Raw genomic sequence first — 24,700 nt, forward strand, 5'->3', positions numbered from 1 at the left:
ATCATTCCCGGCCTCATTGATTGCTCAGGTGACATTAAAGCTTTCACCACAGCCACATTCGTTGACCACATTGGGGTTATTAAATTTAACTACGCCGTTGATACCTTCTTTGACGTAGTCAATTTCGGTGCCTGTTATCAGATCCAGCGCCTTGGCACTGATCGCCAGGGTAAGCGTGTCGCTGGCTTTAATCAGAGTATCATCGTCTTCTGCCTGCTCAGCAACATCCAGCACATAGGCATAACCCGTACAGCCGCTGACTTTTGTCGACAAGCGCACCATATGGCCGGGCTGATTGTTCAGTTTTGCCTCAAAATGTTTTATTGCAGATTCGGTAAGACTTACTGCATCACCACTATTCATTGTGGGGGTAAATGTCTCAACACTCATATCATTCTCCTTAACCTGTCAGGCCAGCATGCTCTGGGCTTTCTTCAGGGCAACAAACAGCGCGTCCACTTCTTCTAAGGTGTTGTACACAGAAAAAGACGCTCTGGCAGTGCCCGGTACGTCTAAACGTCGCATCAGTGGCTGCGCACAATGATCGCCGGTGCGTATCGCAATGCCCTGGCGATCCAGGATAAAGCCCACATCGGCGGGATGGCTGCCCTGCAAATTAAAACTCAGCACCCCTATCTTATTGGGTGCATTGCCTATGATTTTCAAACCTTCAAAGGCTTCGGCCTGTTCCAGGGCACTGGCCATCAGGGCCTGCTCATGAGCCTGTACGGCACTCAGATCAAGGCTCATAAACCAGTCAATGGCGGCACCCAGACCGATGGCACCGGCAATATTTGGCGTGCCGGCTTCAAGGCGATTGGGTAACTCACCCCAGGTGGAGCACTCATAAGTGACTTTGGCGATCATCTCGCCACCGGTCTGCCACACGGGCCAGTCCTGCAGGACCTTTTCTTTGCCCCACAGCACACCAATGCCGGTGGGCCCAAAGAGCTTGTGACCGGAAAACGCATAGAAATCACAACCGATGTCGGTCACATTCACATTTCCGTGTGCCACTCCCTGAGCACCATCAATCAGTACTAATGCACCTTTTTCCCTGGCTAATGCGGTTAGCTCTTTAACCGGATTAATGGTGCCCAGGGCATTGGAAATATGCGGCAGGGCAACGAATTTTGTGTTCTGTGACAACAGTGACGCAAAAGCTTCTGTGTTCAGTGCACCGTTATCATGTATCGGCGCTATTTTCAGTATTGCACCACTGCGGACACAGGCCTGCTGCCAGGTAACCAGATTGGCGTGATGCTCCATTTCTGTCACCAGTACTTCATCGCCACTTTGCAGGCGCTGCGCCATACCGCTGGCCACAATATTAATGCCTTCAGTGGTGCCACTGGTCCAGATCACTTCCTTGCGGCTGCCGGCATGAATAAAGTCGGCTACCGTGTCCCGGGCTTTTTCAAAACGGCGGGTGGCCTCATCGGAAAGATGATGTGCGCCGCGATGGACATTGGCATTGCACTGGGTGTAAAAGTCCGTAATTGCCTGGATAACGGCCTCAGGTTTTTGTGTTGTGGCAGCATTATCCAGATACACCAGAGGTTTCCCCTCGATCTGCTGATGCAAAATAGGGAACTGGGCACGTATCTGTTCGCTATTCAGGATACCTGAAGGGGAGGTCATTTTACTTCCATCTCCGCAAAGCGTGCCTGCAACTTCGGCTGCAGCCAGTGGGCCAGCGCCTGATTCGGCATCTGGTTTACCAGCTCCTGTATAAAGCCAAAGTTCAGCATCACCAGGGCCTGCGAACGGGATATGCCGCGCGAGCGAAGGTAATACAGGGCTTCTTCCTCGATCTCGGCGACGGTGGCACCGTGGGCACACTGTACGTCGTCGGCGTAGATTTCCAGCTCTGGCTTGGTATTGATCTGACCACGACGGGACAACAACAGGTTACGGTTATTCAGCTCTGCCAGGGTTTTCTGCGCATCGCGGTGAATATGAATACGGCCATTAAATACGGCTTTGGCTTTGTCGCCGACAATGCCCCGGGCATTCTCTTCCGTGGTGCCATTAGGCACGGCGTGCTCAATGGTACTGTGTAGATCAAAATGCTCTGATTCACCAAGCAGGTAAATGGCGTTAAATTTGGCTTTGGCATGTTCACCATTGTGGATGATATCGACATCCACACGTGACAACTGGCTGCCATAACCAACCAGCGTACTGTTAAGTCTTGCCTGTTCCTGCAGACTAAAGTGACAGCCACCGATATGAATGGCTTTATGGGTATGCATGGCCATTCTGTAGTGTTCAAGCTGTGCATGTTCGCCAATGTCATATTCGGCAAAACCGGTACTCAGACTGGCCTGCTCACCCTGTCCCTGCTCAATGACGGTAACACTGGAACGATTTCCCAGACGCACCAGTACACGGTGATGTGATTCCTGCCCCTGGGTGCTCAGATTAGTGATACGCACGGGCCGTTCAATATGGCTGTCGGCATCGATATCGATAATCACGCCATCTTCAGCCAGCACATCGTTTACCAGACCGAACAAATGACGCTGCGGTTTGATCTGACTGAACAGTGCCTTAGCGGTTGTTTTTTGCTCATCGGCTGCATCACGCAAGCTACTGATATGCAGCCCTTCTGGCAGGGTCATTGCAGTAATATCGGATTGTAACTCACCGTCCACAAATATCAGATCCAGGCTGTTAAGGCCTTCGATATCGGCAATGTCGGTGGAGGTTTTTGTGCTATCGCTACTCAGTGTCAGCTGTTCCAGTGGTACCAGTGACGTATATTTCCAGGCTTCCACGCGGCGATTTGGCCAGTTTGTCTGGCGCAGAGACTCCAGAGCTTGCTCCCGCACGGGGCTGAGCCAGTCATCAATGGCCTGGCCACGATCTATGACCTGCTGCAACCATTGACTCATGCGCCGGCCTCCTCGGCGTTATCCTGTCCCAGAAAGGCATAACCTTCTTTTTCCACTTCTTTGGCAAGAGAGGCATCGCCGCTTTTCACCACTTTACCGTTAGCCAGAATATGCACATGATCCGGCTCAATGTAATCAAGAAGACGCTGATAATGGGTGATGACAATAAAGCTGCGTTTACCGTCACGTTGACTGTTAACGCCGTTGGCCACTACCTGCAGGGCGTCGATATCCAGGCCTGAATCCGACTCATCGAGAATACATAACGTCGGCTCAAGCAAAATCATCTGCATCAGCTCATTACGTTTTTTTTCGCCGCCTGAGAAGCCTTCATTAACGCCACGTTTGAGGAAATCCAGTGGCAGTTGTACCTGCTTGCAGGCTTCTTTGGCTTTTTTCAGGAACTCAGCGGCAGATAAAGGCTCTTCGCCACGCTGTTCGCGCATCGCGTTGACCGACTCTTTCATAAATTCCATATTACTCACACCCGGGATTTCTACCGGGTACTGAAAGGCCAGAAACAGCCCCTTGCGGGCACGATCTTCTATCTCCATTTCGAGCAGGTCTTCGCCCTGAAAATCGACACTGCCCTCAGACACCTCGTAACCTTCGCGGCCGGACAGAATATACCCCAGGGTGCTTTTACCGGCGCCGTTGGGGCCCATAATGGCATGCACTTCACCGGGTTTGATGTCCAGGTTCAGACCTTTGAGTATGTGTTTTTGCTCCACACTGGCGTGCAGGTTTTGAATCTTAAGCATTAAATTTCCCCGCTTATCCTACTGAGCCTTCGAGACTGATCTCGAGCAGTTTGCCCGCTTCCACGGCGAACTCCATCGGCAATTCTCTGAATACTTCTTTACAGAAACCGTTAACGATCATGGATACGGCTTTTTCTGCATCCAGCCCACGTTGTTTACATAAAAATAACTGGTCATCGCTGACCTTCGAGGTGGTCGCCTCATGCTCGACTATGGCTGAAGGGTTACGGCTCTCAATATAAGGAAAGGTATGAGCCCCGCAGCGATCACCTATCAGCAGTGAATCACATTCGGTAAAATTACGTGCGCCATCGGCTTTAGGGCCCATCTGCACCAGGCCGCGATAGGCATTATTGCTGTTGCCGGCACTGATCCCCTTGGAAATAATGGTGGATTTGGTGTTCTTACCCAGATGGATCATCTTGGTGCCGGTATCGGCCTGCTGTCTGCCACGGGTCAGTGCCACAGAATAAAACTCGCCGACACTGTTATCCCCTTTGAGTATGCAACTGGGGTACTTCCAGGTCACTGCTGAGCCGGTTTCCACCTGAGTCCAGGAAATCTTGGCGTTGGTGTGACAAATGCCCCGCTTGGTGACGAAGTTGTAGATACCGCCTTTACCGTTTTCATCACCGGGATACCAGTTTTGTACGGTGGAGTATTTGATCTGGGCATCGTCCATCGCCACCAGCTCTACTACTGCTGCGTGCAGCTGATTTTCATCCCGCTGCGGTGCGGTACAGCCTTCGAGGTAACTCACATAGCTGCCTTCGTCCGCGACGATCAGGGTACGCTCAAACTGACCGGTATTCTGCTCGTTAATGCGGAAATAAGTAGACAGCTCCATAGGGCAGCGCACACCTTTGGGAATATACACAAAGGAGCCATCGGTAAACACGGCGCTGTTAAGAGCGGCAAAGTAATTGTCAGAACGGGGCACCACAGTACCCAGGTACTTTTTCACCAGTTCCGGATACTTATGCACGGCCTCAGAAATCGGGCAGAAAATCACCCCGGCCTCTTCCAGTTTTGACCGGAAGGTGGTCACCACTGACACAGAGTCGAATACTGCATCCACTGCTACACCGGCCAGCATTTCCTGTTCATGCAGTGGAATGCCCAGCTTTTCGTAGGTACGCAGCAGCTCAGGGTCTACTTCATCCAGTGACTTGGGCTTGTCCTTCATACTCTTAGGCGCAGAGTAATAGGAGATGGCCTGATAATCGATCTTGGGGTAGTGCACATGGGCCCATTCCGGTTCTTCCATGGTCAGCCAACTGCGATAGGCACGCAGACGCCACTCCAGCATCCACTCTGGCTCACCTTTCATGGCCGAAATGCGTTGTATCACATCTTCATCCAGGCCAATGGGAAAGGTTTCAGATTCGATGTCAGAGACAAATCCGGCATCGTATTTGCGGGATAACGCCTGATCGATTTGTTCACTCATACTCTGGTTTCACCCTGATGCGGTTGCCCTGATGCCATTACATATATTCTCTGGCATTAGCTGCCTGAGTCATTGCATGTCAAAACTCAAGAAGGGAGCGGACAACGGTTTTAGATTTGCTTCGATTCTATATTACCTGAGCGTTTTACTCAAGTATTGACTGGGGCAAAATGCACGTCGGCAACGCGTTACCGGCAGAATAAACTGTTGTGATTGGCCCGTTGTACAACACAGCCCGGCCACAAAGCTTGATTGTCAGATATCCGGCCAACAATATTGTTGGCTCAGAATGTTGAAAATCGTCAATAAAATACCAGCACACAGGCTTTCATCCTTTTGTCACAGTGTGCATGGTAGTTTTACCACGTCGCTGCAGGGGGATTGGATTCGCCTGTAACCCAGCCCTGCTAACAGTTAATATTTTGTTGTGGAGTATGGATAGCAAAGCGATGTATTTTTGCATATAATCCGCGCTCAAATTTTCAACTCTACCTAATTCGGAGACTTACATGGCTCTTGAGCGTACTTTTTCTATCATCAAGCCAGATGCCGTTGCGAAAAACGTGATCGGTGCAATATATAACCGTTTTGAAACTGCCGGACTGCGCATTGTTGCTTCGAAAATGTTGCACATGAGCAAGGAACAGGCTGAAGGATTCTATGGCGAACACAAAGAGCGCCCCTTCTTTGCCGCTCTGGTTGAATTTATGACCTCTGGCCCTGTCATGGTGCAGGTACTTGAAGGCGAGAATGCGGTAAAGAAAAACCGTGAAATCATGGGTGCTACTAACCCGTCTGAAGCACTGGCTGGTACACTGCGTGCAGATTACGCCGTATCCATCGACGAAAATGCAGTACACGGTTCTGATGCACCTGAATCTGCTGCAAGAGAGATCGCTTACTTTTTCTCTGACGAAGAGGTTTGCCCCCGCACCCGTTAAGTAGCGACGGCACATTATTAAAAGGGAGCTGCGGCTCCCTTTTTAGTTGAAATGCTTCGCTTGGTTGTGCATAGCAGTATGATTGGTAACTGCGCTTAAAAAATGTACAATACGCACCCGTTAAATCCTTTGTTGTTCAGGTAATACACTATGACCGCCGGTAAAAAAAATCTGCTTGATCTTAATCGTCAGGGATTAAGGGACTTTCTCTCCAGTATTGGTGAAAAGCCTTTTCGTGCTGACCAGATCATGAAATGGATCTATCAGCACGGTGTTGACGACTTTGAGCAGATGAGCAACCTGAACAAAGTACTGCGGGCGAAACTCTTTGAACAGGCAGAGATCAAGGCTCCGGAGATCGCTTATCTGCAGAATGCGACCGACGGTACGATCAAGTTTGCCCTGGCATTGTCCGGTGGTCAGGAAGTGGAAGCTGTCTGGATCCCGGAATCTGATCGCGCCACGCTGTGCGTATCGTCACAGGTTGGCTGTGCGCTGGAATGTACGTTCTGCTCTACTGCACAGCAGGGATTTAACCGCAACCTTTCGGTGTCCGAGATCATCGGCCAGGTCTGGCGGGTAGCAAAAACCATTGGCTTGTCCAGTGATACCTCAAGGCGTCCCATTACCAACGTGGTGATGATGGGGATGGGTGAGCCGTTGCTGAATCTTAAAAACGTGGTGCCGGCCATGGATATTATGCTTGACGACTTTGGTTTTGGTCTGTCTAAACGACGGGTTACGCTGAGTACGTCCGGCGTGGTTCCTGCGCTGGATATGCTTGGCGATCAGATTGATGTTGCCCTTGCTGTGTCACTGCATGCTCCTAATGATGAGTTGCGTAATGAAATTGTGCCGGTTAACAAAAAGTATCCGATTGCGCAGTTGCTGGATGGTATACACCGTTATCTGGGCAAGTCCAATGCGAATCAGGGGCGGGTAACCATTGAGTATGTGATGCTCAATGGCGTTAACGACAGTACCGATCAGGCGCACGAACTGGGGCGGTTGTTGAAAAATACCCCGAGTAAAATCAACCTGATCCCCTTTAATCCTTATCCGGGTTCACCTTACACCTGTTCCAGTAATTCACGTATCGATCGTTTCTCAAAGGTGTTGATGGAATACGGTTATACAGTGGTGGTACGTAAGACCCGGGGCGAAGATATCGACGCTGCCTGTGGTCAGCTGGTGGGCGATGTGGTGGACAGAACCCGACGGATGATGAAAAAACAGGTGAAGGGTGAACAAATTTCAGTAAGAATGGCCTGATAGATTGTTGTTTTCAATTCGGGACCTTATGCCTAAGTTTCTTCTGATATCACTATGCTTGTTTCTTTCTGCCTGTGCGAGCCAGTCTGTGCACGACAGAATGAACAATTTCGATGCCGCAGAAGCGGCAAAAACCCGCATCTCATTGGGTCTGACATATCTGAAAAACGGTAACTTCAGTCAGGCGAAGCGCAATCTCGATAAAGCGCTGGAATTTGCGCCAGAAATGGCTGACGTGCATTTTGGTCTGGCCTATTACTATCAGCGCGTGGAAGAATTCGAACAGGCAGAAAAGTCCTACCGTCAGGCCATGCAGCTGGACCGCAACAATGCGGATATTCTCAACAGCTACGGTGCATTTTTATGCCAGCTTGGTCGTTATGACCAGGCTCAGGGCTACTTTATGCAAGCGGTGAACAGTCAGAGCTACAATCGGGTAGCCGAAACCTATGAAAATATGGCACTGTGCAGCCGCAGTCAGGGGCAGCTTGATGACGCGATGGATTATCTTGAGAGAGCCCTGAACCATCAGCCAGGACGTGGGCAAAGCATGTTGCTACTGGCCGAAACATTGATTGAAGATCAACAATGGCAGCGAGCAAAGGACGTTCTGAGACAATATGAACGTCAGGGCAGGGTGACGCCGCGTACACTTTATATGGCTTATCAGGCAGAATCAGGCTTACAGAACCTGCAAGGGGCGCGTGGATACGCTACTATGCTGATGCAATTGTATCCTGAACACCAGCTAACCGCCCGTGTGCAACAAAAGATGGCAGTGCAGGAGCGGGTGAAGCCCGCTGAACCATTACCTGAGACCGCACCGGAGCCAGAGGCCGCATCAAAGCCAGAAGATCGGCAAGTGGTGGATAGTTCGGATACAGCTCAGTACCATGAGGTACAGCCCGGCGAAAATCTTTACCGGATTTCATTGAAGTACAATATCAGAATGAACAAGCTGATCGAGTGGAATAACCTGACCGATGCGCAGGACATTAAAATTGGCAGCAGATTACGGGTATCGCAACCTTAAACCCGCAATAGGCTGTTGAGAATCAAACCAGCATAGAGTTTACGCAGTATTATGACAGACGAACAGTCAGCCGAAGAACAAGTTGCAGGGCCCGGCACCCTTCTTAAGAATGCCCGGGTCGAAAAGGGTCTGAGCCAGGAAGAGGTTGCCAGCCGGCTGAATCTGCGCCTTGCTAATGTTCAGGATCTGGAAACGGAACAATTTGATAAAGCTATTTCCGTCACCTTTATCCGTGGTTATCTGAAGGCCTATGCCAAGTTGTTGGACGTGCCTGTGGATGAGGTGCTTGAAGCCTACGAACGGCTCAATACAGAGACCCCGGAGCCGGCAAAATTACAGAGTTTTTCCAGGAAAATGTCGCTCCAGGCCAATGATGACAGGTTGATGCTGGTGTCCTATTTGATTTTGGGTATTATTCTGGCGTTGGTGGTGGTCTGGTGGTTTCAGCAAAGCGACAGCGATATTCTGCCGGCCATTGAAACTGTTACCGAAACCACAGGGCCGGAAAGTAAAGCGGTATCCGACTTTACGGTGCAGGAAAATGACCAACGAACGCCGGTGGAAGACAACGATAGTGCCGGTGAAACTTCTGAACTGCAGCCAGCAGCCAATCCGGAGCCGTCTTTGAATACAGAGGCAGAGGCCGCTGATGACTCTGTTGATAACCAGGCCGATGCTGAAACACCTCAGGTTCAGAGCAGCGTGCCCGAGCAACAGCAGCAGCCACCGGCTAATCAGATGATAGAAGCGGTTGAACTGGTCTTTGAGTTCAGCGGTGAATGCTGGGTGAATATTGTCGATGCCACTGGTGAAGCTATTGCCTATGGTGTCAAAGCTGAGGGGCGCAGGATGCCGATCTCCGGGATCCCCCCCTTTGATGTTACCCTTGGTGCGCCCGGTGTAGTGGCGATTACCTATGCCGGTGACTCAGTGGATATGTCAGGTTTCGATAAGGACAGAACGGCTAGCTTTACCCTGCCGCTGGCTGAATAACACAGGTTCATACAGATTATCAGGATAAGAGAAGGTTATGTTTGGTGAATCACCGATAAAACGTCGTAAATCCACCCGGATTAATGTCGGCAGTGTCCCCATTGGAGATGGTGCGCCTATTGCGGTGCAGTCGATGACCAATACGCTGACCACAGATGTTGAGGCCACGGTTGCGCAGATCAGGCGAATTCAGGCTGTGGGTGGTGAGATCGTGCGGGTATCAGTGCCGACCATGGATGCGGCTGAAGCCTTTAAGACGATCCGCCAGCAAGTCAACATTCCGCTGATAGCGGATATTCATTTTGATTATCGTATTGCCCTGAAAGTGGCAGAGTACGGTGCCGATTGCCTGCGTATTAATCCCGGTAATATCGGTAATGAAGAACGTATCCGCGCAGTAGTAGACTGTGCCAGAGATAAGAACATTCCGATCCGCATTGGTGTTAATGGTGGCTCGCTGGAAAAAGATTTACAGGAAAAGTATGGTGAGCCCACGCCACAGGCCCTGCTTGAGTCGGCTATGCGCCATGTGGATATTCTGGATCGTCTGAACTTTGATCAGTTTAAGGTCAGTGTCAAAGCCTCTGATGTGTTTCTGGCCGTGGGGGCTTACCGGTTGCTGGCAGAACAGATCGACCAGCCATTGCATCTGGGTATTACTGAGGCCGGAGGCTTGCGGGCCGGGGCGGTAAAAAGTTCTGTTGGGCTGGGTATGCTTCTGGCAGAAGGCATTGGTGATACGATTCGCATCTCGCTGGCTGCAGATCCGGTAGAAGAAATAAAAGTGGGTTTCGATATCCTTAAATCGTTACGTATCCGTTCCCGTGGCATTAATTTTATTGCCTGTCCGAGTTGCTCTCGTCAGGAGTTTGATGTGATTGGTACGGTGAATGCGTTAGAGCAGCGCCTGGAAGACCTGTTGACGCCAATGGATGTCTCCATTATCGGTTGCGTAGTTAATGGTCCCGGTGAAGCAGAGGTGTCGGATCTGGGGTTGACCGGCGCCCGTAATAAAAGTGGCTTCTATCTCGATGGCCAGCGTCAGAAAGAGCGACTGGACAACGAAGACCTGGTGGATCAACTCGAAAAGCGTATCCGGGCCAAAGCAGCAATGTTGGATCAGAACCAGCGTATTGAAGTGAAAAACGCCTGATTAAGGTACTACTTTGGCGATAAAGTCCCTATAATCGCCGCTTTTGCAATGGTGTTGCCGGTGATAGCAACACCCCCGATTCAAATATAAGAGACAGGTTAAAGTTGGCAAAACAAATTCAGGCTATTCGCGGAATGAATGATTGCCTGCCCGAACAATCAGGGGCATGGCAGTGGGTAGAACAGAGCATTCGTGATCTGGTGGCAGGTTATGCCTATCAGGAGATCCGCACTCCTATCGTGGAAAGCACCGATCTGTTTAAACGATCTATCGGTGAAGTCACGGACATTGTCGAGAAAGAGATGTACACCTTTGAGGATCGCAATGGTGACAGTCTTACATTGCGTCCCGAAGGTACCGCCAGTTGTGTGAGGGCCGGCAATGAACATGGTCTGCTTTATAACCAACAGCAGCGCCTGTGGTATATGGGGCCGATGTTCCGTCACGAGCGTCCGCAAAAAGGCCGCTACCGCCAGTTTCATCAGTTCGGTGTCGAAGCCTTCGGGCTACAGGGGCCTGACATCGATGTTGAAGTGATCATGATGAGTGCGCGGCTCTGGCAGCGTTTTGGGATTGCCGGCGAGGTTACTCTGGAAATTAACTCTCTGGGATCTGTCGAGGCAAGAGCCCGCTATAAAGAGGCTCTGGTGGCCTTTTTGCAGCAACACGAAGCCAGCCTGGATGAAGAAAGTAAGAAACGTATGCACAGTAACCCGCTTCGGGTGCTGGATAGCAAGAATCCGGCAGTGCAGACCTTACTGGTCGATGCGCCTGACTTATTGGATTATCTGGATGAAGCGTCTGAACAACATTTTCAGCAGTTGTGTGAACGATTAGATCAGTTGGGTATCCAATACCGGGTTAATTCGCGTCTGGTGCGGGGCCTGGATTATTATAACCGTACTGTTTTTGAGTGGGTTACCGATGCACTCGGTGCGCAGGGCACAGTCTGTGCCGGTGGACGCTATGATGGCCTGGTTGAGCAGCTTGGCGGTAAGAGCACACCGGCAGTGGGTTTTGCCATGGGCCTGGAACGTCTGGTTTTGCTGCTAGAAGCACTGGGCAAAAGTGGCGCGCCACAGGAAGTTGAGGCATACCTGTGCATCATGGGAGAAGCCGCCGAAAGCTATGCTGTTAAACTGGCTGAAGCCTTGCGTGACAATCTGCCGATGCTGAGATTGCAGACCCATTGCGGTGGTGGAAATTTCAAAAAACAACTTAAACGGGCTGACAAAAGCGGCGCCACTCTTGCGTTAATCGTGGGAGAGGAAGAGGCGCAGCAACAGCAGGTATCGATAAAATACTTGCGAGAAGATCGGCCACAAGAGCATGTTGGTGACACTGAGCTGGCGCCAATGCTGAAACAGATATTTAACCATAAGTAGGGGAATGTGGTGGAAGAATACAGCACAGAAGAACAACAAGTCGAAGCCATCAAAAAATTCTGGAAAGATAATGGCACTGCAATCATCTTCGGCGCCGTAATCGGCCTGGGAGGGCTGTGGGGTTGGCGCTATTACAATGATCAGCGTATTGCCAGTCAGGAGCAGGCTTCACTGCAATATGAACAGGCAATGGCACAGCTAGAGAAGAATGAATATGACAAAGCAAAAAGCTTTGTGTCTGAAAATCCGGATAACCATTATGCGGCGCTGGCGTCTTTCCAGCTGGCAAAACAGGCTGCTGAACAGGGCAATCTTGACGAGGCGGCCGCACAACTGAAGCTGGCCGCTGACAAGGCCGGTGTTGATGCGCTGGCCAGTGTGGCTAAAGTGCGACTGGCCAGAGTGCAAATTCAGCAGCAGGCTTATGAAGAGGCATTGGCGACGCTGTCTTCTGTAGAGGCACAGAGCTTTAAATCTCTGGTGCTGGAACTTCAGGGAGATGTGTACGTCGCTCAGGATAAGCCCGACCAGGCTCGTTCAGCCTACAGCGAGGCACTGCAGCTGAATGCCGGCAATAACCTGTTAAAAATGAAACTGGACAATCTGCAGGTATTGGCAAGTCTATGAATGATTTTAAACTGATTAAACCAATGAGAGCACTGAGTTTGCTGGCAGTCCTGGGTCTGTCGGGCTGCTCCATTATGCCGCAGTGGATGGACGCGACAACATGGTTTACCGACGAGGAAGAGCTGAAGATCCAGCAACTGGAGCCTATTCAGGCCGAGTTTTCTCCCCAATTAGTGTGGGAGAAAGAGATGGAAGGTGGCGTTGGTGATCATTTTTCCCGTCTGCAGCCCACATTGGCTTACGATAAGCTTTTTGCAGCCAGCCGTCATGGTGAAGTTAAAGCCTTAGACCCTGAAACAGGTAACGTCATCTGGCAACAAGATTTTGCCAGATACAATAATGAAGGTTTTTTCTCAGGCATCGCCAGACTCTGGGAGTCAGGAGAGTCTGCCAGAATCGGTGGTGGCCTCAGTGCCAGTTATGAAAAGCTCTATTTTGGTACCGAAAACGGCGAGGTTTATGCGTTAGACGTGAATACCGGTGATACGGTGTGGCAGGTCGATGTAGACGGTGAAGTACTGGCTAAGCCTGCCGTTGAAGAAGGTATGGTGGTGATTAACACTGGCTCTGGCCTGATGTTAGGGCTGGATGCGGAAAACGGCGAAGAGCAATGGCGCTATGAATCCGATGTGCCGCCACTGTCATTGCGCGGCATTGCTTCCCCGACGATTAGCAGCGGCGGTGCCATGGTAGGAACCGCGTCAGGCAAAATGGCCATTGTTATTATGAATAATGGCCAGGTGGCATGGGAGCAGACCGTAGCGTCACCCTCAGGTGCCACGGAGTTGGACAGGATTGTTGATATTGATGTAGAACCGCTGGTACTCGGTGGCGTCATTTATATTGTTTCCTTTGATGGCACCCTGGCAGCACTGGAATTACGCAGTGGGCGTATTATCTGGAAGCGGGAGTATCGTTCCTATCGCAGAATTACCCTGGATGGCAACAACCTGTATGTAGTGGACGCCAACAGCGTCGTTTATGCTCTGGACAGACGTAACGGCGTTGAGCTGTGGAGTCAGAATACCCTTCGGGACAGAGTACTGACAGCGGCTGCACCGGTTTCTGACTATATTGTAGTGGGAGATAAGTACGGCTTTTTGCACTGGTTAAATCAAAGTGACGGAAAATTAGTCGCACGCATTGCTGTGGGTGATGACGACACCGATGAAGGGGTGTATGTTGAGCCGGTAGTACAAGGGCAGCGGCTTTTTGCAGTTACCCGGGATGGTCAGCTTAAAGCTATAGATACACCTTAGGAAAAATTATTATGTTACCCGTCGTAGCTTTGGTCGGTCGTCCCAATGTGGGCAAGTCCACGCTTTTTAACCGTCTGACCCGCACCCGTGATGCGCTGGTGGCGGATTTTCCCGGTCTGACCCGGGATCGTAAATATGGTCAGGCCAACTACGAGGGAATGCAGTTCATTGTCGTCGATACTGGCGGTATCAGTGGTGATGAGCAGGGTATTGATGCCGAAATGGCACAGCAGTCTCTGTTAGCCGTGGAAGAAGCTGATCTGGTACTGTTTCTGCTCGATGCCCGCACCGGTATTACGGCTTCTGATCAGGCGATTGCCCGACATCTGAGGTTGCAAAATAAGCCGGTGCACATTGTTGCTAACAAAGTCGACGGTATTGACGGAGACAGCGAGAGTGCTGAATTCTACGCCCTGGCTCTGGGTGAGGTACATCAGATTGCCGCCGCCCACGGCCGTGGTATAAGCCAGTTGTTGCAGAACTTACTCCATCCTCTGGCAGAGAGTTTTCCGGATATGCTGGTATCCGATGAACCGGTTAACCATGAAGAGGAAGATGCCGAGCAGCAACTCAAACGGTTACAGGACTTGCCGATTAAACTGGCCATTGTGGGCAAGCCGAATGTCGGTAAATCAACCCTGACCAATCGTATTCTCGGCGAAGAGCGGGTGGTGGTTTACGATCAGCCTGGAACGACCCGCGACAGCGTGTTTATTCCGATGAGCCGGGATGACCGCGAGTATATTCTCATTGATACCGCTGGTGTGCGTAAGCGCAAAAAAGTCTCAGATGTGGTGGAAAAGTTTTCCATCGTCAAGACCCTGCAGGCTATCGAAGAGGCCAATGTGGTATTGCTGGTGGTGGATGCCCGTGAAGGCATTACCGACCAGGATCTCAGCCTGCTCAGTTTTGTGCTTAACTCAGGCCGCTCTCTGGTACTGGCGGTGAATAAGTGGGACGGACTGGATACCGATGTTAAAGACGAGATAAAAAGGGAATTGGATCGCCGCCTTGGTTTTATTGATTTTGCCCGTCTGCACTTTATCTCTGCACTGCACGGATCCGGTGTCGGCAATCTGTTTGAATCGGTGCAGGAAGCTTATGGCTCCGCAACACGGCGTATTAATACTGCCATTCTGACACGGATTATGGAGATGGCGCAGGACGATCATCAACCGCCACTGGTACGTGGCCGTCGGGTGAAAATGAAGTATGCCCATGCCGGAGGGTATAACCCGCCGGTGATCGTGGTGCATGGTAATCAGGTAGAGGATCTGCCCGATGCCTATAAGCGCTATCTGATGAATTATTACCGTAAATCTCTCAAAGTGATGGGTACGCCTATCCGGATTGAATTTAAAGAAGGAGCCAATCCTTTCGAAGGTAAAAAGAATCAGCTTACGCTGTCACAGCAGCGTAAACGCAGAAGACTGATGGCGTTTCACAAGAAAAAATAACCATGAAGATTTTACTGGCTCTGTTGTTGTTGGTATCTCAGCCGCTTTGGGCGGCTGAGTACGATCTGTACCTGTTGCGCCATGCACAGAAACAGGATGATGGCAGTAAAAATCCGCTGCTCACCGATAACGGACGCCAACAAGCGCAGCGTCTGGCCAGATTGCTGCAGCATGCCGATATACACAGGATCTACAGTACTGATTACCGCCGCACGCGGGAAACCGTATCGGCATTATCGCAGCGGATTGATGTTAAGGTAGTGCACTATGATCCATCCCGCCTGGATGAATTTGCTGTAAACCTGAAACAGCGTGGTGAGACTGCAGTTATCGTAGGGCACAGCAATACCACGCCACAACTGATTGAGATTTTGGGCGGTCAGGCCGACGCCATGGATGAGTCTGATTATGGTGATCTTTACCAGTTACAGATGCATCAGAATAACGTCAGAACAGTGCGTTTTTCGTTATAAACGCCACTGCCTTTAACGTTGGGCGGTACGCTCAGAATCACTGAAGTTATTACCCTATTCCCCTCTGTACTAAGTTTAAGCGACTGGCACTGAAACCGGAATCCGGCTAATCTGGTGTTCATTATGTCTGTATCGCATCTTTTAACCCTAATACTCCTGTTATGCTGGCTGCTGATGCCGGTCAGCGCCTTTGCGTGCGATTCAAAGGACAGCATTCTGATTTATATCCGTGACGATGTTTACGAGGATTACACCCGGGTTACGGCTAATCGCCCTGTCACTGAAATTAACGACTTTTCTGTAAAAGGCATGCGTCGGGATGTCGTTGACATGATTATCGCGCAGCAGGCATTGGCTGAAGGTGGTTTTGACAAGTCTTTTTGCTATGCCGCCGGAAAGGTCAACTTTCGCAATACCCGGTTACTGCAGCAGGGAAAACTGCTGATGAGCTTCGACAGCTACTGGTATAAAGATGCCCTGGAAATTGAAGACAGTGTCTACATCAGCAGTCCTGTCATAAGAAACGGAGAGTACGTTGCCGCCATTTATACCCGGCCGGATAATCAGGCAGTGTTGTCAATTCAGACTGCCAGCGACTTAGCCTCACTGAGTGCGGTTTCAACCCCCCTATGGCAAACGGACTGGAAGACCTTTCAAACACTTGGGCTAAAAGAACTGGTCAGGGAAGATGATTGGGTTAGTCAGGTGCAAATGGTCTATCGGGGCTGGGTTGATTTTATGTTGATGCCTTACCTGCCAGAGCAGAATCCTTATGTGCTTGAGCACCTCTCGCTACAGCCGGTTAAAGACACTGCCGTAATTCTCTGGGGAAGCCGGCATTTTGTGATTAGCCGTAAACACCCTGATGGCGAAAAGGCGTATAAGGCTATCGAAAAAGGCCTGAACGTCTTGCGTTCGCAACAGAGAATTAAACGAGCCTACACCCAGGCTGGCTTTTTTAAAGCATCGGAGAAAGTGAATATACTGAATCCGGTTGAAAACTAGTACCCGTTATCTATGCGGATTGGTCTAAGGCTGTACTTTGCTTTTCACTTCGCCATCGGCAAAACGTGTAGTGAGTTCATCGCCGGGTTTTAATGCCTTTGCTGTTTTAACCACCTGATCATCTTTAAGGCTGATACTGTAGCCCCGACTCAATGTCGCCAGGGGGCTGACGGTGTTGAGTAAATGACTGTTATTGGCAAGGGCCTGGTGTTTATCGCGTATATTCTTGCGCAGGTGGCTATTCAGACTCTGCCACTGGTATTGCAGCTGTTGTTGCATTGCCTGCAGCTTTTGTTGTGGCGATTGCTGCTGTAACCGGGTCTGCAATCCGGTCACGTTTTCCCGTGCATGGCCAAGCTGACGCGCCAGCGCGTGATTCAGATCGCTATGCAGTCTGTCCAGATGCTGGTTCTGTTGTTGTAGTCTGGCCTTGGGATGGGCGCGTTGCAATTGCTCCAACGCCAGGTTCTGGCGGCCTTGTAATTGCTTTATCTGAGTGTTCATGGCCTGATGCAGACGCCGGATTGTTTGTGCCAGCCGGTTTTCCAGCTCTTGTTTATCCTGGCTGACCAGTTCGGCTGCGGCGGAGGGAGTGGGTGCTCGCAGATCGGCGACAAAATCGGCAATACTGACATCCACTTCATGGCCTACAGCGCTGATTACTGGCAGGCCGGAAGAGAAAATAGCCCGCGCCAGATGTTCATCATTGAAGCACCAGAGATCTTCCAGCGAGCCGCCGCCACGGCCCAGAATCAATACATCCACCTCGTTTCGCTGATTGGCCAGTTGTAAGGCGTTTATCAGCTGCGCCGGGGCACTGTCACCCTGAACCTGACTGGGATAAATTATCACTTCAATCGCCGGGTTACGCCGTTTCAGCACGGTAAGAATGTCATGCAGGGCAGCGCCGGTGGCAGAGGTGATGATACCGACTTTTACAATGGGGTGTGGAATAGGGTGCTTGTGTTGCTGATCAAACAAACCTTCTGCAGCCAGACGTTGTTTTAACTGTTCAAACTGCTGTTTCAGCAGCCCTTCACCCTCAGGCTCCATGTGTTCGGCAATCAGCTGATAATCACCTCTGGGTTCGTACAAGCTCAATGTTGCTCTGACCAGCACCCGGTCGCCTTCTTTAGGGCGCAGCGTCACGCGGCGATTAGCATTGCGGAACATGGCCGTACGCACCTGCGCCCGGTCATCTTTGAGGGTGAAATACCAGTGACCCGAGCCGGCTGCCACAAAGTTTGAGATTTCCGCCCGTACCCACACCTGACCGATTTCGCTCTCCAGCACCATCCGGGCCTGGCGATTCAGTCGGCTGACGGTATAAATGGTGTCACGGGAAGCTTGCATAATACGGCGTTCGCTGGTCAGAGAGAGTCAGTTGCAGAGCATAATGCCTGTGCAGCTTAAAGCCAAGTCGCAAGGGTCAGATTGAGCGCTGTAAATGCTGCTTACACTTTTCTGAAAAATAAACATTCAGCCCATTGGTTTTAATGATGATGGGCGGATACACTGCCCGGTGTTGTAATTTATCTTTATGCTTATACGGAGAAAAATAAATAATGAAGAGCATACTGAAGCTGTGTTTGTCACTGTTACTGATAGCACCAGTAACTCAAGCCACTGAGGCCGACGACATACAGCAATTTACCCTGAAAAATGGCATGCAGATCCTGGTGCTTGAAGATGACTCTATTCCTAATGCCAATATGTATTTGTTCTGGAAAGTGGGCTCACGGAATGAATACCCCGGCATTACCGGTCTGTCGCATTTTTTTGAGCACATGATGTTTAACGGTTCAGAAAAATACGGCCCTAAAATGTTCGACCGCACAATGGAAGCCGCAGGTGGTGCCAACAATGCCTACACCACCGAAAACCTCACCGTATATACCGATTGGTTTCCGGCTGATGCGCTGGAGCTTATGTTCGATCTCGAAGCCGACCGGATTGCTAATCTGGATATTGACCCACAAGTGGTGGAAAGTGAACGAGGCGTGGTGATGTCTGAGCGCAGTACCGGCCTGGAAAATTCCAACTTCCGCACTCTGCATGAAGAGGTCAAAGGCGTGGCCTTTCGTGCGCACCCTTACAGCTGGTCAGTAATTGGACATGATTCTGACATTGCCAACTGGACTCTCGAAGATTTGCGTCAGTACCATAAAACCTATTATGCACCGAATAATGCCGTGGTGGTGATCGTTGGTGCGGTACAATTTGATGAGGTGAAAAAACTGGCTGAGGCCTATTTCGAACCCATTCCGGCTCAGCCCGAACCGCGTAAGATTCATACGGTGGAGCCTGAGCAGAAAGGCGAGCGGCGCACCTATGTAATGAAAGAGTCGGTTACCAGCCCCAATCTGCTGATGGCGTTTCATATTCCGCCCACCGGCCACAAAGATAACTACGCTCTGCAAATGCTGGGTGACATTCTCGCCAATGGCAACAGCTCCAGATTAAAGCAGTCTCTGGTGTTTGAGCAAAAACTGGCCACCAATGTGATGACCTATATTCCTGACTCGTTTGATGCCAACCTGTTTTACCTCTACGCCATCGCCACACCGGATACTTCTGCAGAAGACCTTGAAAAGGGGCTGGTCGCGCAAATCAGTGAGGTTATTGAACAGGGGGTCAGTGACAATGAGCTGCAGAAAGTTAAAAACAGCCGCTTGGTGAGTTTTTACCGCCAGATGCAGACCATCAACGGTAAGGCCGATACTATCGGCACCTATCAGGTCTATTTTGACGATTACAAGCAACTGTTTGAGCTCCCCGCGCAATTAGATAAAGTCAGCGCCGCTGATATTCAGCGAGTCGCGAAAACCTACCTGAAAAAAGCCAATGGTACTGTCGGTATTCTGAATAATAAGGAAGATTCCTATGCACAAGATCGTTAATCGTCTGCTGACAATTCTGACGTTCAGCGTATTCAGCGTGTCGGCGGCAGAATTTAAACTGCCTGTTTACGAAAAGCTGGTGCTGGAAAATGGCCTCACCCTGTATCTTATGGAGCAGCACGAAGTTCCGTTGATTGACGCAGTGGTAACCGTTAAAGCTGGTGCTGTGCAGGACAACAAGTCTGGTCAGGCTGAAATGACCGCTAACGCGTTGTTACTGGGAAGTGGTGGCTTAACGCGCGCCGAATTTGAACAGCAACTGGATTTTATCGGTGCCAATATCAATGCCGGTGGTGGTTTGGAAGCCAGCCAGGTGGCCGCATCATTTGCCAGCAAAGACGAAGATAAAGTACTGAAGATGCTGGCAGATGCATTGTTGCGTGCAGACTTTGCAGAACAGGAAGTGGCGGCCTACCAGCAACGGCATCTGGCAGCGTTGCAACAGGCTCAGGAAAGCCCTAAGGCAGTCATCGGTGATTATTTTAATGCGCTATTGTTTGCCGGGCACCCCTATGCGAAACAGCGAAGTGGAAATATCGCCAGCGTCAGAACTATGCAGGTATCTGATCTAAAAGATTTTTATACCAAATGGTATCGACCCGACAATGCGGCCATCAGCATAGTGGGAGACTTCGACAGCGACAAAATAATCAGTAAAATCAAAGCCCTGTTCGGCAACTGGCAGGGTAACAGCGAGAACTTTTCAGTGCCACCAGCCAAAGTGAAGCCTGCTAAAGCCAAAGTGCTGCTGGTTGATAAGCCTGATGCACGGGAAAGCACCTATATTATTGGTGGCAAGGGAATCGCCCGCAGCAACCCGGACTATGTAGCATTGCAGGTGGTTAATACCATACTGGGCGGGCGTTTTACTTCCTGGCTGAATGATGAGTTAAGAGTCAACACAGGGCTGACTTATGGTGCCAGAAGCAGCTTTAGTGCTTATCAGCAGGGGGGAAGTTTCAGTATTTATACTTTTACCCAGACCGATAAAACCAAAGAAGCCATCGACCTGACCCTGAAAACCTACGCAAGACTCTGGCAACAGGGTATTGATAAAGCGACACTGGATTCTGCCAAAGCCTATGTAAAAGGACAGTTTCCACCCAAATATGAAACGTCCGGTGAGCTGGCTGAATTGCTCAGTGGTATGTTTGTATACGGCTATGACGAGACCTTTATCAATAACTTCAGTGACAATGTTAATGCACTGGATCTGGATAAAACCAAGTCGTTGATCAAGCAGTACTTCCCAAAAGAGCATCTGCAAATGGTGGTAATTGGCAACGCCGACGCGCTCAGGCCAGTAGTGAGTGAATACGGTGAGCTGATTGAAACGAAGATCGATACACAGCAGATTAGTCTTTAACCGCCGTGAAAGAAGGATTTCACCACAGAGCCACAGAGGGCACAGAGAAGTAAAAGGGGCTTAGCGGTTAATCCCTCTGGACTTCGCGCCTTGGCGAGATCAATAAGAAATTCTGAAGATCACACAGAGACGCAAAGATCGCACAGTGGTAGAGGATATTAAACCCTTAGTACCTCTGTGTTCTCCGTGTCTCTGTGGTTATTTTTGTCTTTATTGAAGTCGCTGGATACCGGTAACGACACGCGGGTATGACCGTCTGTCATTCCCGCGTGTCTTTGGCGGGAATCCAGTGCCCTTGCGGCTCTGCGAGATCAATAAGAAATTCTGAAGATCACGCTGAGGCGCAAAGATCACAGAGTGGTTGAGGACATTAAACCCTTAGTACCTCTGTGTTCTCTGTGTCTCTGTGGTTATTCTTGTCTTTATTAAAGGTTCCTTAATACGCCGGCATCAGAAACACCTCACGTACACAGTTGCGCGGGTTGGCATTGATGGCATACAGCACGGCATCGGCCACATCCTGCGGATCCAGTTTGTCGGGCTTGGGTTCGTCAAAAAATGGTGTATTCACCATGCCCGGTGCGATGGTGGTCAGGCGGCCCTGCCATTCCTTCATCTCTTCAGCCAGATTACTGGCAAAACCATGCACAAACCATTTTGTGGCGCCGTAGACTGAGCCTTTAAGGGTGATACGCCCGGCGGCGGAGCCGGTCATAATAAAATGCCCGGTGGTTTCGCGTAAGTGCGGCAGAGTCAGTTTGGCGGTGTAGAGCAGGGCATTGATATTCAGGCTGATCATCTTATCCCATTCCTTTGGATCTCCCTGCTCTGTGCCGGGCACTGAAGCGCCCGTACCGGCATTGGCAAAAACCACATCCAGACGGCCGAATTTCTCTACGCCGGTTTTCACCACATTTTCCAGTGCCGCAAAATCGGTCACATCGGCGGCGATGCCCACCGCATGGGATTCACCAAATTCTGCCACCAGTTTTTCCAGTAACTCACCCCGGCGGGCGGTGAGGATCAGCTTGTGCCCTTCAGCGGCCGCCTTGCGGGCTGTGGCTTCACCGATACCGCTGGAGGCACCGGTAATCAACATTACTTTAGACATATTTGGCTCCTGTTATTTTTCCGAGTTTTGAGCGGACGTCGCTGAATAATGATGGCATAAATCGTTGGTGTTTAAGTACTGATTAATTGCGCTTATATGAATGGCTTCATAATAATTCTTATGGATAAAAAAGCCCGGAATAATCCGGGCACAGGGAGAATATCAACGTTTGATATTAAAAGAATGAATATTTCAGGCTGATACCGAAGGTGCGCGGATTATTCCAGTTAGCCTGAACGGAATTGATGGGCAGTCCATCTACAATCTGAGAATGTACAACAGCCCTGGTCAATACAGCCTCGTCAGTGAGATTATTAGCAAAGACGTCCAACTGAATATTATCGTTTATCTCCCAGCTTATTCTGGCGTTTGCCATGATGTGGGCATCAACTTTTGCCTCTGGAATGTTGGTGTCAAAGGCATAGTAGTCATCTACAAAAGTCAGTTGCAGATAAGGTGTCAAAAGGCCCTCATCCAGTTCAATCTCATAGCGACCACTGAGCCCGAATGTGTAACCTGGTGACATGGCCGGAGACCAGCCCTTAAAGCTGAATTGACTGTTTGGGTCATTGATATCCTGACGACCCTGGAAGTTCCCCAGTCCCAGCAAAGGCCGTAAATCACTATTACCCACGGCGTAGTCATTGGAAAATTCTGAATCTAACAATGACAGGGTGGAGTTAATGGTCAGGGCATGGGTAGGACGCCATTGTAAATCAGCTTCAAGTCCATAGGTGGATACGTCACCGCCGTTTTCATAGTATTCAAAGGTAGTGCTAACGCCTTGGTTGACACATTGCACTACTGAAAGACCCGCATTGATATCGTTACAGGATACGGCAAAAAGTTGTGCTTTTACGTCAGAGTATTCATTTGCAAATACAGACAGATTCAGACGCACCGCGTTATCGAACAGGTAGCTTTTCATGCCCAATTCATAGGAGATCACGTCTTCGTTGTCATATAAAGGATCGGCCCCACGGGCTACCACCCGGGTATCGTTCGCACCACCGGTCCGATAGCCGGTGGCTGCACTGGCGTATAACATGATGTCTTCTGCAAGATTGTGTTCCACGGCGAGTTTCCACAACACGGCAGAATCGTCCCAATCGGGAATACTGTCGCCTGTAAAGGTCTTTTCATCTTTGTTATAACGCAGTCCGGCCAATACGCCGGTGGTATCTGTTAGTTGATAGCGTGCCTGGCCAAATAACGCGAGTGAGTCTACTTTATGCGGATCATGGTCGGGGTTGCCCCAGGAAGGCACAACGAGATCATCTGCTATGCCATCACCGGTAGTGTCTTCCCGCCACAGCCATTCCCAGTCCGCCTCCTGTGAAAACAGGTAAGCCCCGGCGATCCATGAAAAAGGCCCGTTATTTTCTACCGATGAAAGCTGTAGCTCAGTAGATATGGCTTGCTGATCATCCTGGCGACCAAACCCACCAACAATATCCAGGCCGCCGTCACTGTAATCACTGTCGTAGAACTGCTGACCACTTAATTCTGAATAATTAGTGGTCCATTTTACATTTGCGATATCCAGTGCCCATTCCAGTGTGGCTGTTGCTGACCAGCTTTCTTGCTTATCCAGAGACATGGCATTGCGGTAAACATCATAAGGCCCCTTATCATCTCGTTGGGCATCGCCCGGTTGATAAATATGGCCCGGCGTGACTGTGGCTTGTTCATCGAATATACCTGAGCCTGGTGAGGTTTCTGTAATCTGATAGCCAGCAATTTGTTGATAGCCCCAAATCGCCTCGGAATTAGAGTCTTTCTTGCTGTAATCAATACGCAACATGGCTTTAAAATCGTCAGTATCGTATTTGGTAATATTGCGTGCATAAAACTGGTTTTTTTCACGTAAATCATCGGATGGGCCCGGAACCACATGGTTCTCGATCATGCCGTCGTGACGGTCTGCAGATACCACAAAGCGGGTTGCGACCTCGTCACTTACAGGCAGGTTTAATACTGTCTCGTAGGCAGAACGGTTGTAAGAGCCGTGAGTTGCTTTTATCGAGCCAGAGGTGTATTCCAGTTCGGGCTCTTTAGAAATAACATTAATACTACCGGCAAAGGTATTACGTCCGTACAAGGTTCCCTGAGGGCCACGCAACACTTCTATTCTCTGAACATCTGAATAGGCGCCCAGGCCAGCGGTGGTGGTGGGTACGTAAACGCCATCCTGAAATATTCCTACCACCTGTTCAGCGATACCGGTTCCTGCGACGCCTACTTCGTTGGTGCGGGCACCGCGCATGGCAGGCCTGACTTCACCGCCGGAGCTTCCGATGCGCAGGCCCGGTGTGAGATTCTCCAGGCCAGTAATATCAATAATACCGGCCCGCTCTATATCGCTGGCGCTAAGCGCAGTTAGGGAAGAGGACACTTCCTGCAGATCCTGAGGCTGCTTGTTGGCGGTAACTTCAATGCGCTCAATGCCAGCTTGTTGCTCTGCTTGTTCTTCCTGCGCCTTAGCCGTAGTGACAAAAGCCAGTGTCAACGAGCAGTGCACTGCTGCGGATATGGCTTTACGACGAAAATTTAATTGTGTTTTGTTCATAGTGTTTGCCCTGCCTGTCTACATTATATAAGTGTCCTATTCGTTCAA

The 24,700-nt window shown here is 50.2% G+C and carries 21 protein-coding genes; 13 read left to right on the plus strand and 8 right to left on the minus strand.

Annotation, left to right across the window (positions count from 1 at the left end; genetic code table 11):
* Positions 1–24 precede the first annotated feature (24 nt).
* Genes CDA54_RS13630 through sufB form a run of 5 tightly spaced genes read right to left on the minus strand, consistent with a single transcriptional unit; the run spans position 25 to position 5,108 of the window.
* A complete protein-coding gene (locus CDA54_RS13630) occupies positions 25–390 on the minus strand; it encodes a HesB/IscA family protein (protein ID WP_099035576.1) in 366 nt (121 codons plus the stop codon).
* 18 nt (positions 391–408) lie between these two features.
* The gene (locus tag CDA54_RS13635; protein ID WP_099035577.1) at positions 409–1,641 is read right to left on the minus strand and encodes an aminotransferase class V-fold PLP-dependent enzyme; all 1,233 of its coding nucleotides are present in this window, start codon (positions 1,639–1,641) and stop codon (positions 409–411) included.
* Positions 1,638–2,897, minus strand: a complete 1,260-nt coding sequence (gene sufD, locus CDA54_RS13640) for a Fe-S cluster assembly protein SufD (protein WP_099035578.1) — start codon at positions 2,895–2,897, stop codon at positions 1,638–1,640. The genes CDA54_RS13635 and sufD overlap by 4 nt, the downstream gene beginning before the upstream one ends.
* Complete coding sequence (gene sufC / locus CDA54_RS13645; protein ID WP_099035579.1) at positions 2,894–3,658, minus strand: Fe-S cluster assembly ATPase SufC; 765 nt, start codon at positions 3,656–3,658, stop codon at positions 2,894–2,896. Before sufC ends, sufD begins: the two co-directional genes overlap by 4 nt.
* 13 nt (positions 3,659–3,671) lie before the next feature.
* Positions 3,672–5,108 carry a Fe-S cluster assembly protein SufB gene (sufB, locus tag CDA54_RS13650; protein ID WP_099035580.1) on the minus strand — a complete coding sequence of 479 codons (1,437 nt, stop codon included), beginning with the start codon at positions 5,106–5,108 and terminating at the stop codon, positions 3,672–3,674.
* A 509-nt stretch (positions 5,109–5,617) separates the two neighbouring features.
* On the opposite strand from sufB, the gene ndk reads away from it, so the two are divergent.
* The 11 genes from ndk to CDA54_RS13705 all read left to right on the plus strand — a co-directional run bounded on the left by ndk (position 5,618) and on the right by CDA54_RS13705 (position 16,706).
* Positions 5,618–6,049, plus strand: coding sequence for a nucleoside-diphosphate kinase (gene ndk, locus CDA54_RS13655; protein WP_099035581.1), 432 nt, complete (start codon positions 5,618–5,620; stop codon positions 6,047–6,049).
* A 150-nt stretch (positions 6,050–6,199) separates the two neighbouring features.
* Positions 6,200–7,321 (plus strand): dual-specificity RNA methyltransferase RlmN, encoded by a 1,122-nt coding sequence (gene rlmN, locus CDA54_RS13660; protein ID WP_099035582.1) that lies wholly within the window; start codon positions 6,200–6,202, stop codon positions 7,319–7,321.
* Positions 7,322–7,349: 28 nt separating this feature from the next.
* Positions 7,350–8,354, plus strand: a complete 1,005-nt coding sequence (gene pilW, locus CDA54_RS13665) for a type IV pilus biogenesis/stability protein PilW (RefSeq protein WP_099035583.1) — start codon at positions 7,350–7,352, stop codon at positions 8,352–8,354.
* Between the two features lie 51 nt (positions 8,355–8,405).
* Positions 8,406–9,347, plus strand: a complete 942-nt coding sequence (locus CDA54_RS13670) for a RodZ domain-containing protein (protein ID WP_099035584.1) — start codon at positions 8,406–8,408, stop codon at positions 9,345–9,347.
* 37 nt (positions 9,348–9,384) lie between these two features.
* Positions 9,385–10,500, plus strand: a complete 1,116-nt coding sequence (gene ispG, locus CDA54_RS13675; RefSeq protein WP_099035585.1) for a flavodoxin-dependent (E)-4-hydroxy-3-methylbut-2-enyl-diphosphate synthase — start codon at positions 9,385–9,387, stop codon at positions 10,498–10,500.
* A 104-nt stretch (positions 10,501–10,604) separates the two neighbouring features.
* Complete coding sequence (gene hisS / locus CDA54_RS13680; RefSeq protein ID WP_099035586.1) at positions 10,605–11,885, plus strand: histidine--tRNA ligase; 1,281 nt, start codon at positions 10,605–10,607, stop codon at positions 11,883–11,885.
* A 9-nt stretch (positions 11,886–11,894) separates the two neighbouring features.
* Positions 11,895–12,512, plus strand: coding sequence for a YfgM family protein (locus CDA54_RS13685; RefSeq protein ID WP_099035658.1), 618 nt, complete (start codon positions 11,895–11,897; stop codon positions 12,510–12,512).
* A complete protein-coding gene (gene bamB, locus CDA54_RS13690; protein WP_229748075.1) occupies positions 12,509–13,771 on the plus strand; it encodes an outer membrane protein assembly factor BamB in 1,263 nt (420 codons plus the stop codon). The genes CDA54_RS13685 and bamB overlap by 4 nt, the downstream gene beginning before the upstream one ends.
* A gap of 11 nt (positions 13,772–13,782) precedes the next feature.
* Positions 13,783–15,228, plus strand: coding sequence for a ribosome biogenesis GTPase Der (der, locus tag CDA54_RS13695; RefSeq protein WP_099035587.1), 1,446 nt, complete (start codon positions 13,783–13,785; stop codon positions 15,226–15,228).
* Between the two features lie 2 nt (positions 15,229–15,230).
* A complete protein-coding gene (locus CDA54_RS13700; RefSeq protein ID WP_099035588.1) occupies positions 15,231–15,701 on the plus strand; it encodes a SixA phosphatase family protein in 471 nt (156 codons plus the stop codon).
* Positions 15,702–15,824: 123 nt separating this feature from the next.
* Positions 15,825–16,706 carry a hypothetical protein gene (locus CDA54_RS13705; RefSeq protein WP_229748074.1) on the plus strand — a complete coding sequence of 294 codons (882 nt, stop codon included), beginning with the start codon at positions 15,825–15,827 and terminating at the stop codon, positions 16,704–16,706.
* A 24-nt stretch (positions 16,707–16,730) separates the two neighbouring features.
* Here the strand turns inward: CDA54_RS13705 and xseA are convergent, their stop codons facing one another.
* Positions 16,731–18,059: an exodeoxyribonuclease VII large subunit gene (gene xseA / locus CDA54_RS13710; RefSeq protein ID WP_099035590.1), complete on the minus strand. Its 1,329-nt coding sequence runs from the start codon at positions 18,057–18,059 to the stop codon at positions 16,731–16,733.
* 212 nt (positions 18,060–18,271) lie between these two features.
* On the opposite strand from xseA, the gene CDA54_RS13715 reads away from it, so the two are divergent.
* Both CDA54_RS13715 and CDA54_RS13720 read left to right on the plus strand, forming a co-directional pair.
* Positions 18,272–19,606: a M16 family metallopeptidase gene (locus tag CDA54_RS13715; protein ID WP_099035591.1), complete on the plus strand. Its 1,335-nt coding sequence runs from the start codon at positions 18,272–18,274 to the stop codon at positions 19,604–19,606.
* Positions 19,590–20,972: a M16 family metallopeptidase gene (locus tag CDA54_RS13720; protein WP_099035592.1), complete on the plus strand. Its 1,383-nt coding sequence runs from the start codon at positions 19,590–19,592 to the stop codon at positions 20,970–20,972. The genes CDA54_RS13715 and CDA54_RS13720 overlap by 17 nt, the downstream gene beginning before the upstream one ends.
* Positions 20,973–21,408: 436 nt before the next feature.
* Here the strand turns inward: CDA54_RS13720 and CDA54_RS13725 are convergent, their stop codons facing one another.
* Together CDA54_RS13725 and CDA54_RS13730 are read right to left on the minus strand one after the other, a co-directional pair.
* Positions 21,409–22,083, minus strand: coding sequence for an SDR family oxidoreductase (locus CDA54_RS13725; protein ID WP_099035593.1), 675 nt, complete (start codon positions 22,081–22,083; stop codon positions 21,409–21,411).
* A gap of 175 nt (positions 22,084–22,258) precedes the next feature.
* A complete protein-coding gene (locus tag CDA54_RS13730) occupies positions 22,259–24,652 on the minus strand; it encodes a TonB-dependent receptor (RefSeq protein WP_099035594.1) in 2,394 nt (797 codons plus the stop codon).
* Positions 24,653–24,700: the final 48 nt, after the last annotated feature.

Origin of the sequence: Lacimicrobium alkaliphilum (genome assembly GCF_002591895.1) — a bacterium.
GTDB classification, from domain to species: Bacteria; Pseudomonadota; Gammaproteobacteria; order Enterobacterales; family Alteromonadaceae; genus Lacimicrobium; species Lacimicrobium alkaliphilum.

Bases quoted from the DNA above. Each gene is read 5' to 3' on its own strand.
- sufC (WP_099035579.1), bottom strand. From the start codon at position 3,658: ATGCTTAAGATTCAAAACCTGCACGCCAGTGTGGAGCAAAAACACATA.
- CDA54_RS13705 (WP_229748074.1), top strand. From the start codon at position 15,825: ATGTCTGTATCGCATCTTTTAACCCTAATACTCCTGTTATGCTGGCTG.
- CDA54_RS13715 (WP_099035591.1), top strand. From the start codon at position 18,272: ATGAAGAGCATACTGAAGCTGTGTTTGTCACTGTTACTGATAGCACCA.
- bamB (WP_229748075.1), top strand. From the start codon at position 12,509: ATGAATGATTTTAAACTGATTAAACCAATGAGAGCACTGAGTTTGCTG.
- sufB (WP_099035580.1), bottom strand. From the start codon at position 5,108: ATGAGTGAACAAATCGATCAGGCGTTATCCCGCAAATACGATGCCGGA.
- rlmN (WP_099035582.1), top strand. From the start codon at position 6,200: ATGACCGCCGGTAAAAAAAATCTGCTTGATCTTAATCGTCAGGGATTA.
- xseA (WP_099035590.1), bottom strand. From the start codon at position 18,059: ATGCAAGCTTCCCGTGACACCATTTATACCGTCAGCCGACTGAATCGC.
- CDA54_RS13670 (WP_099035584.1), top strand. From the start codon at position 8,406: ATGACAGACGAACAGTCAGCCGAAGAACAAGTTGCAGGGCCCGGCACC.
- CDA54_RS13635 (WP_099035577.1), bottom strand. From the start codon at position 1,641: ATGACCTCCCCTTCAGGTATCCTGAATAGCGAACAGATACGTGCCCAG.
- CDA54_RS13630 (WP_099035576.1), bottom strand. From the start codon at position 390: ATGAGTGTTGAGACATTTACCCCCACAATGAATAGTGGTGATGCAGTA.
- ndk (WP_099035581.1), top strand. From the start codon at position 5,618: ATGGCTCTTGAGCGTACTTTTTCTATCATCAAGCCAGATGCCGTTGCG.
- CDA54_RS13700 (WP_099035588.1), top strand. From the start codon at position 15,231: ATGAAGATTTTACTGGCTCTGTTGTTGTTGGTATCTCAGCCGCTTTGG.
- pilW (WP_099035583.1), top strand. From the start codon at position 7,350: ATGCCTAAGTTTCTTCTGATATCACTATGCTTGTTTCTTTCTGCCTGT.
- der (WP_099035587.1), top strand. From the start codon at position 13,783: ATGTTACCCGTCGTAGCTTTGGTCGGTCGTCCCAATGTGGGCAAGTCC.
- CDA54_RS13720 (WP_099035592.1), top strand. From the start codon at position 19,590: ATGCACAAGATCGTTAATCGTCTGCTGACAATTCTGACGTTCAGCGTA.
- ispG (WP_099035585.1), top strand. From the start codon at position 9,385: ATGTTTGGTGAATCACCGATAAAACGTCGTAAATCCACCCGGATTAAT.
- CDA54_RS13725 (WP_099035593.1), bottom strand. From the start codon at position 22,083: ATGTCTAAAGTAATGTTGATTACCGGTGCCTCCAGCGGTATCGGTGAA.
- CDA54_RS13730 (WP_099035594.1), bottom strand. From the start codon at position 24,652: ATGAACAAAACACAATTAAATTTTCGTCGTAAAGCCATATCCGCAGCA.
- sufD (WP_099035578.1), bottom strand. From the start codon at position 2,897: ATGAGTCAATGGTTGCAGCAGGTCATAGATCGTGGCCAGGCCATTGAT.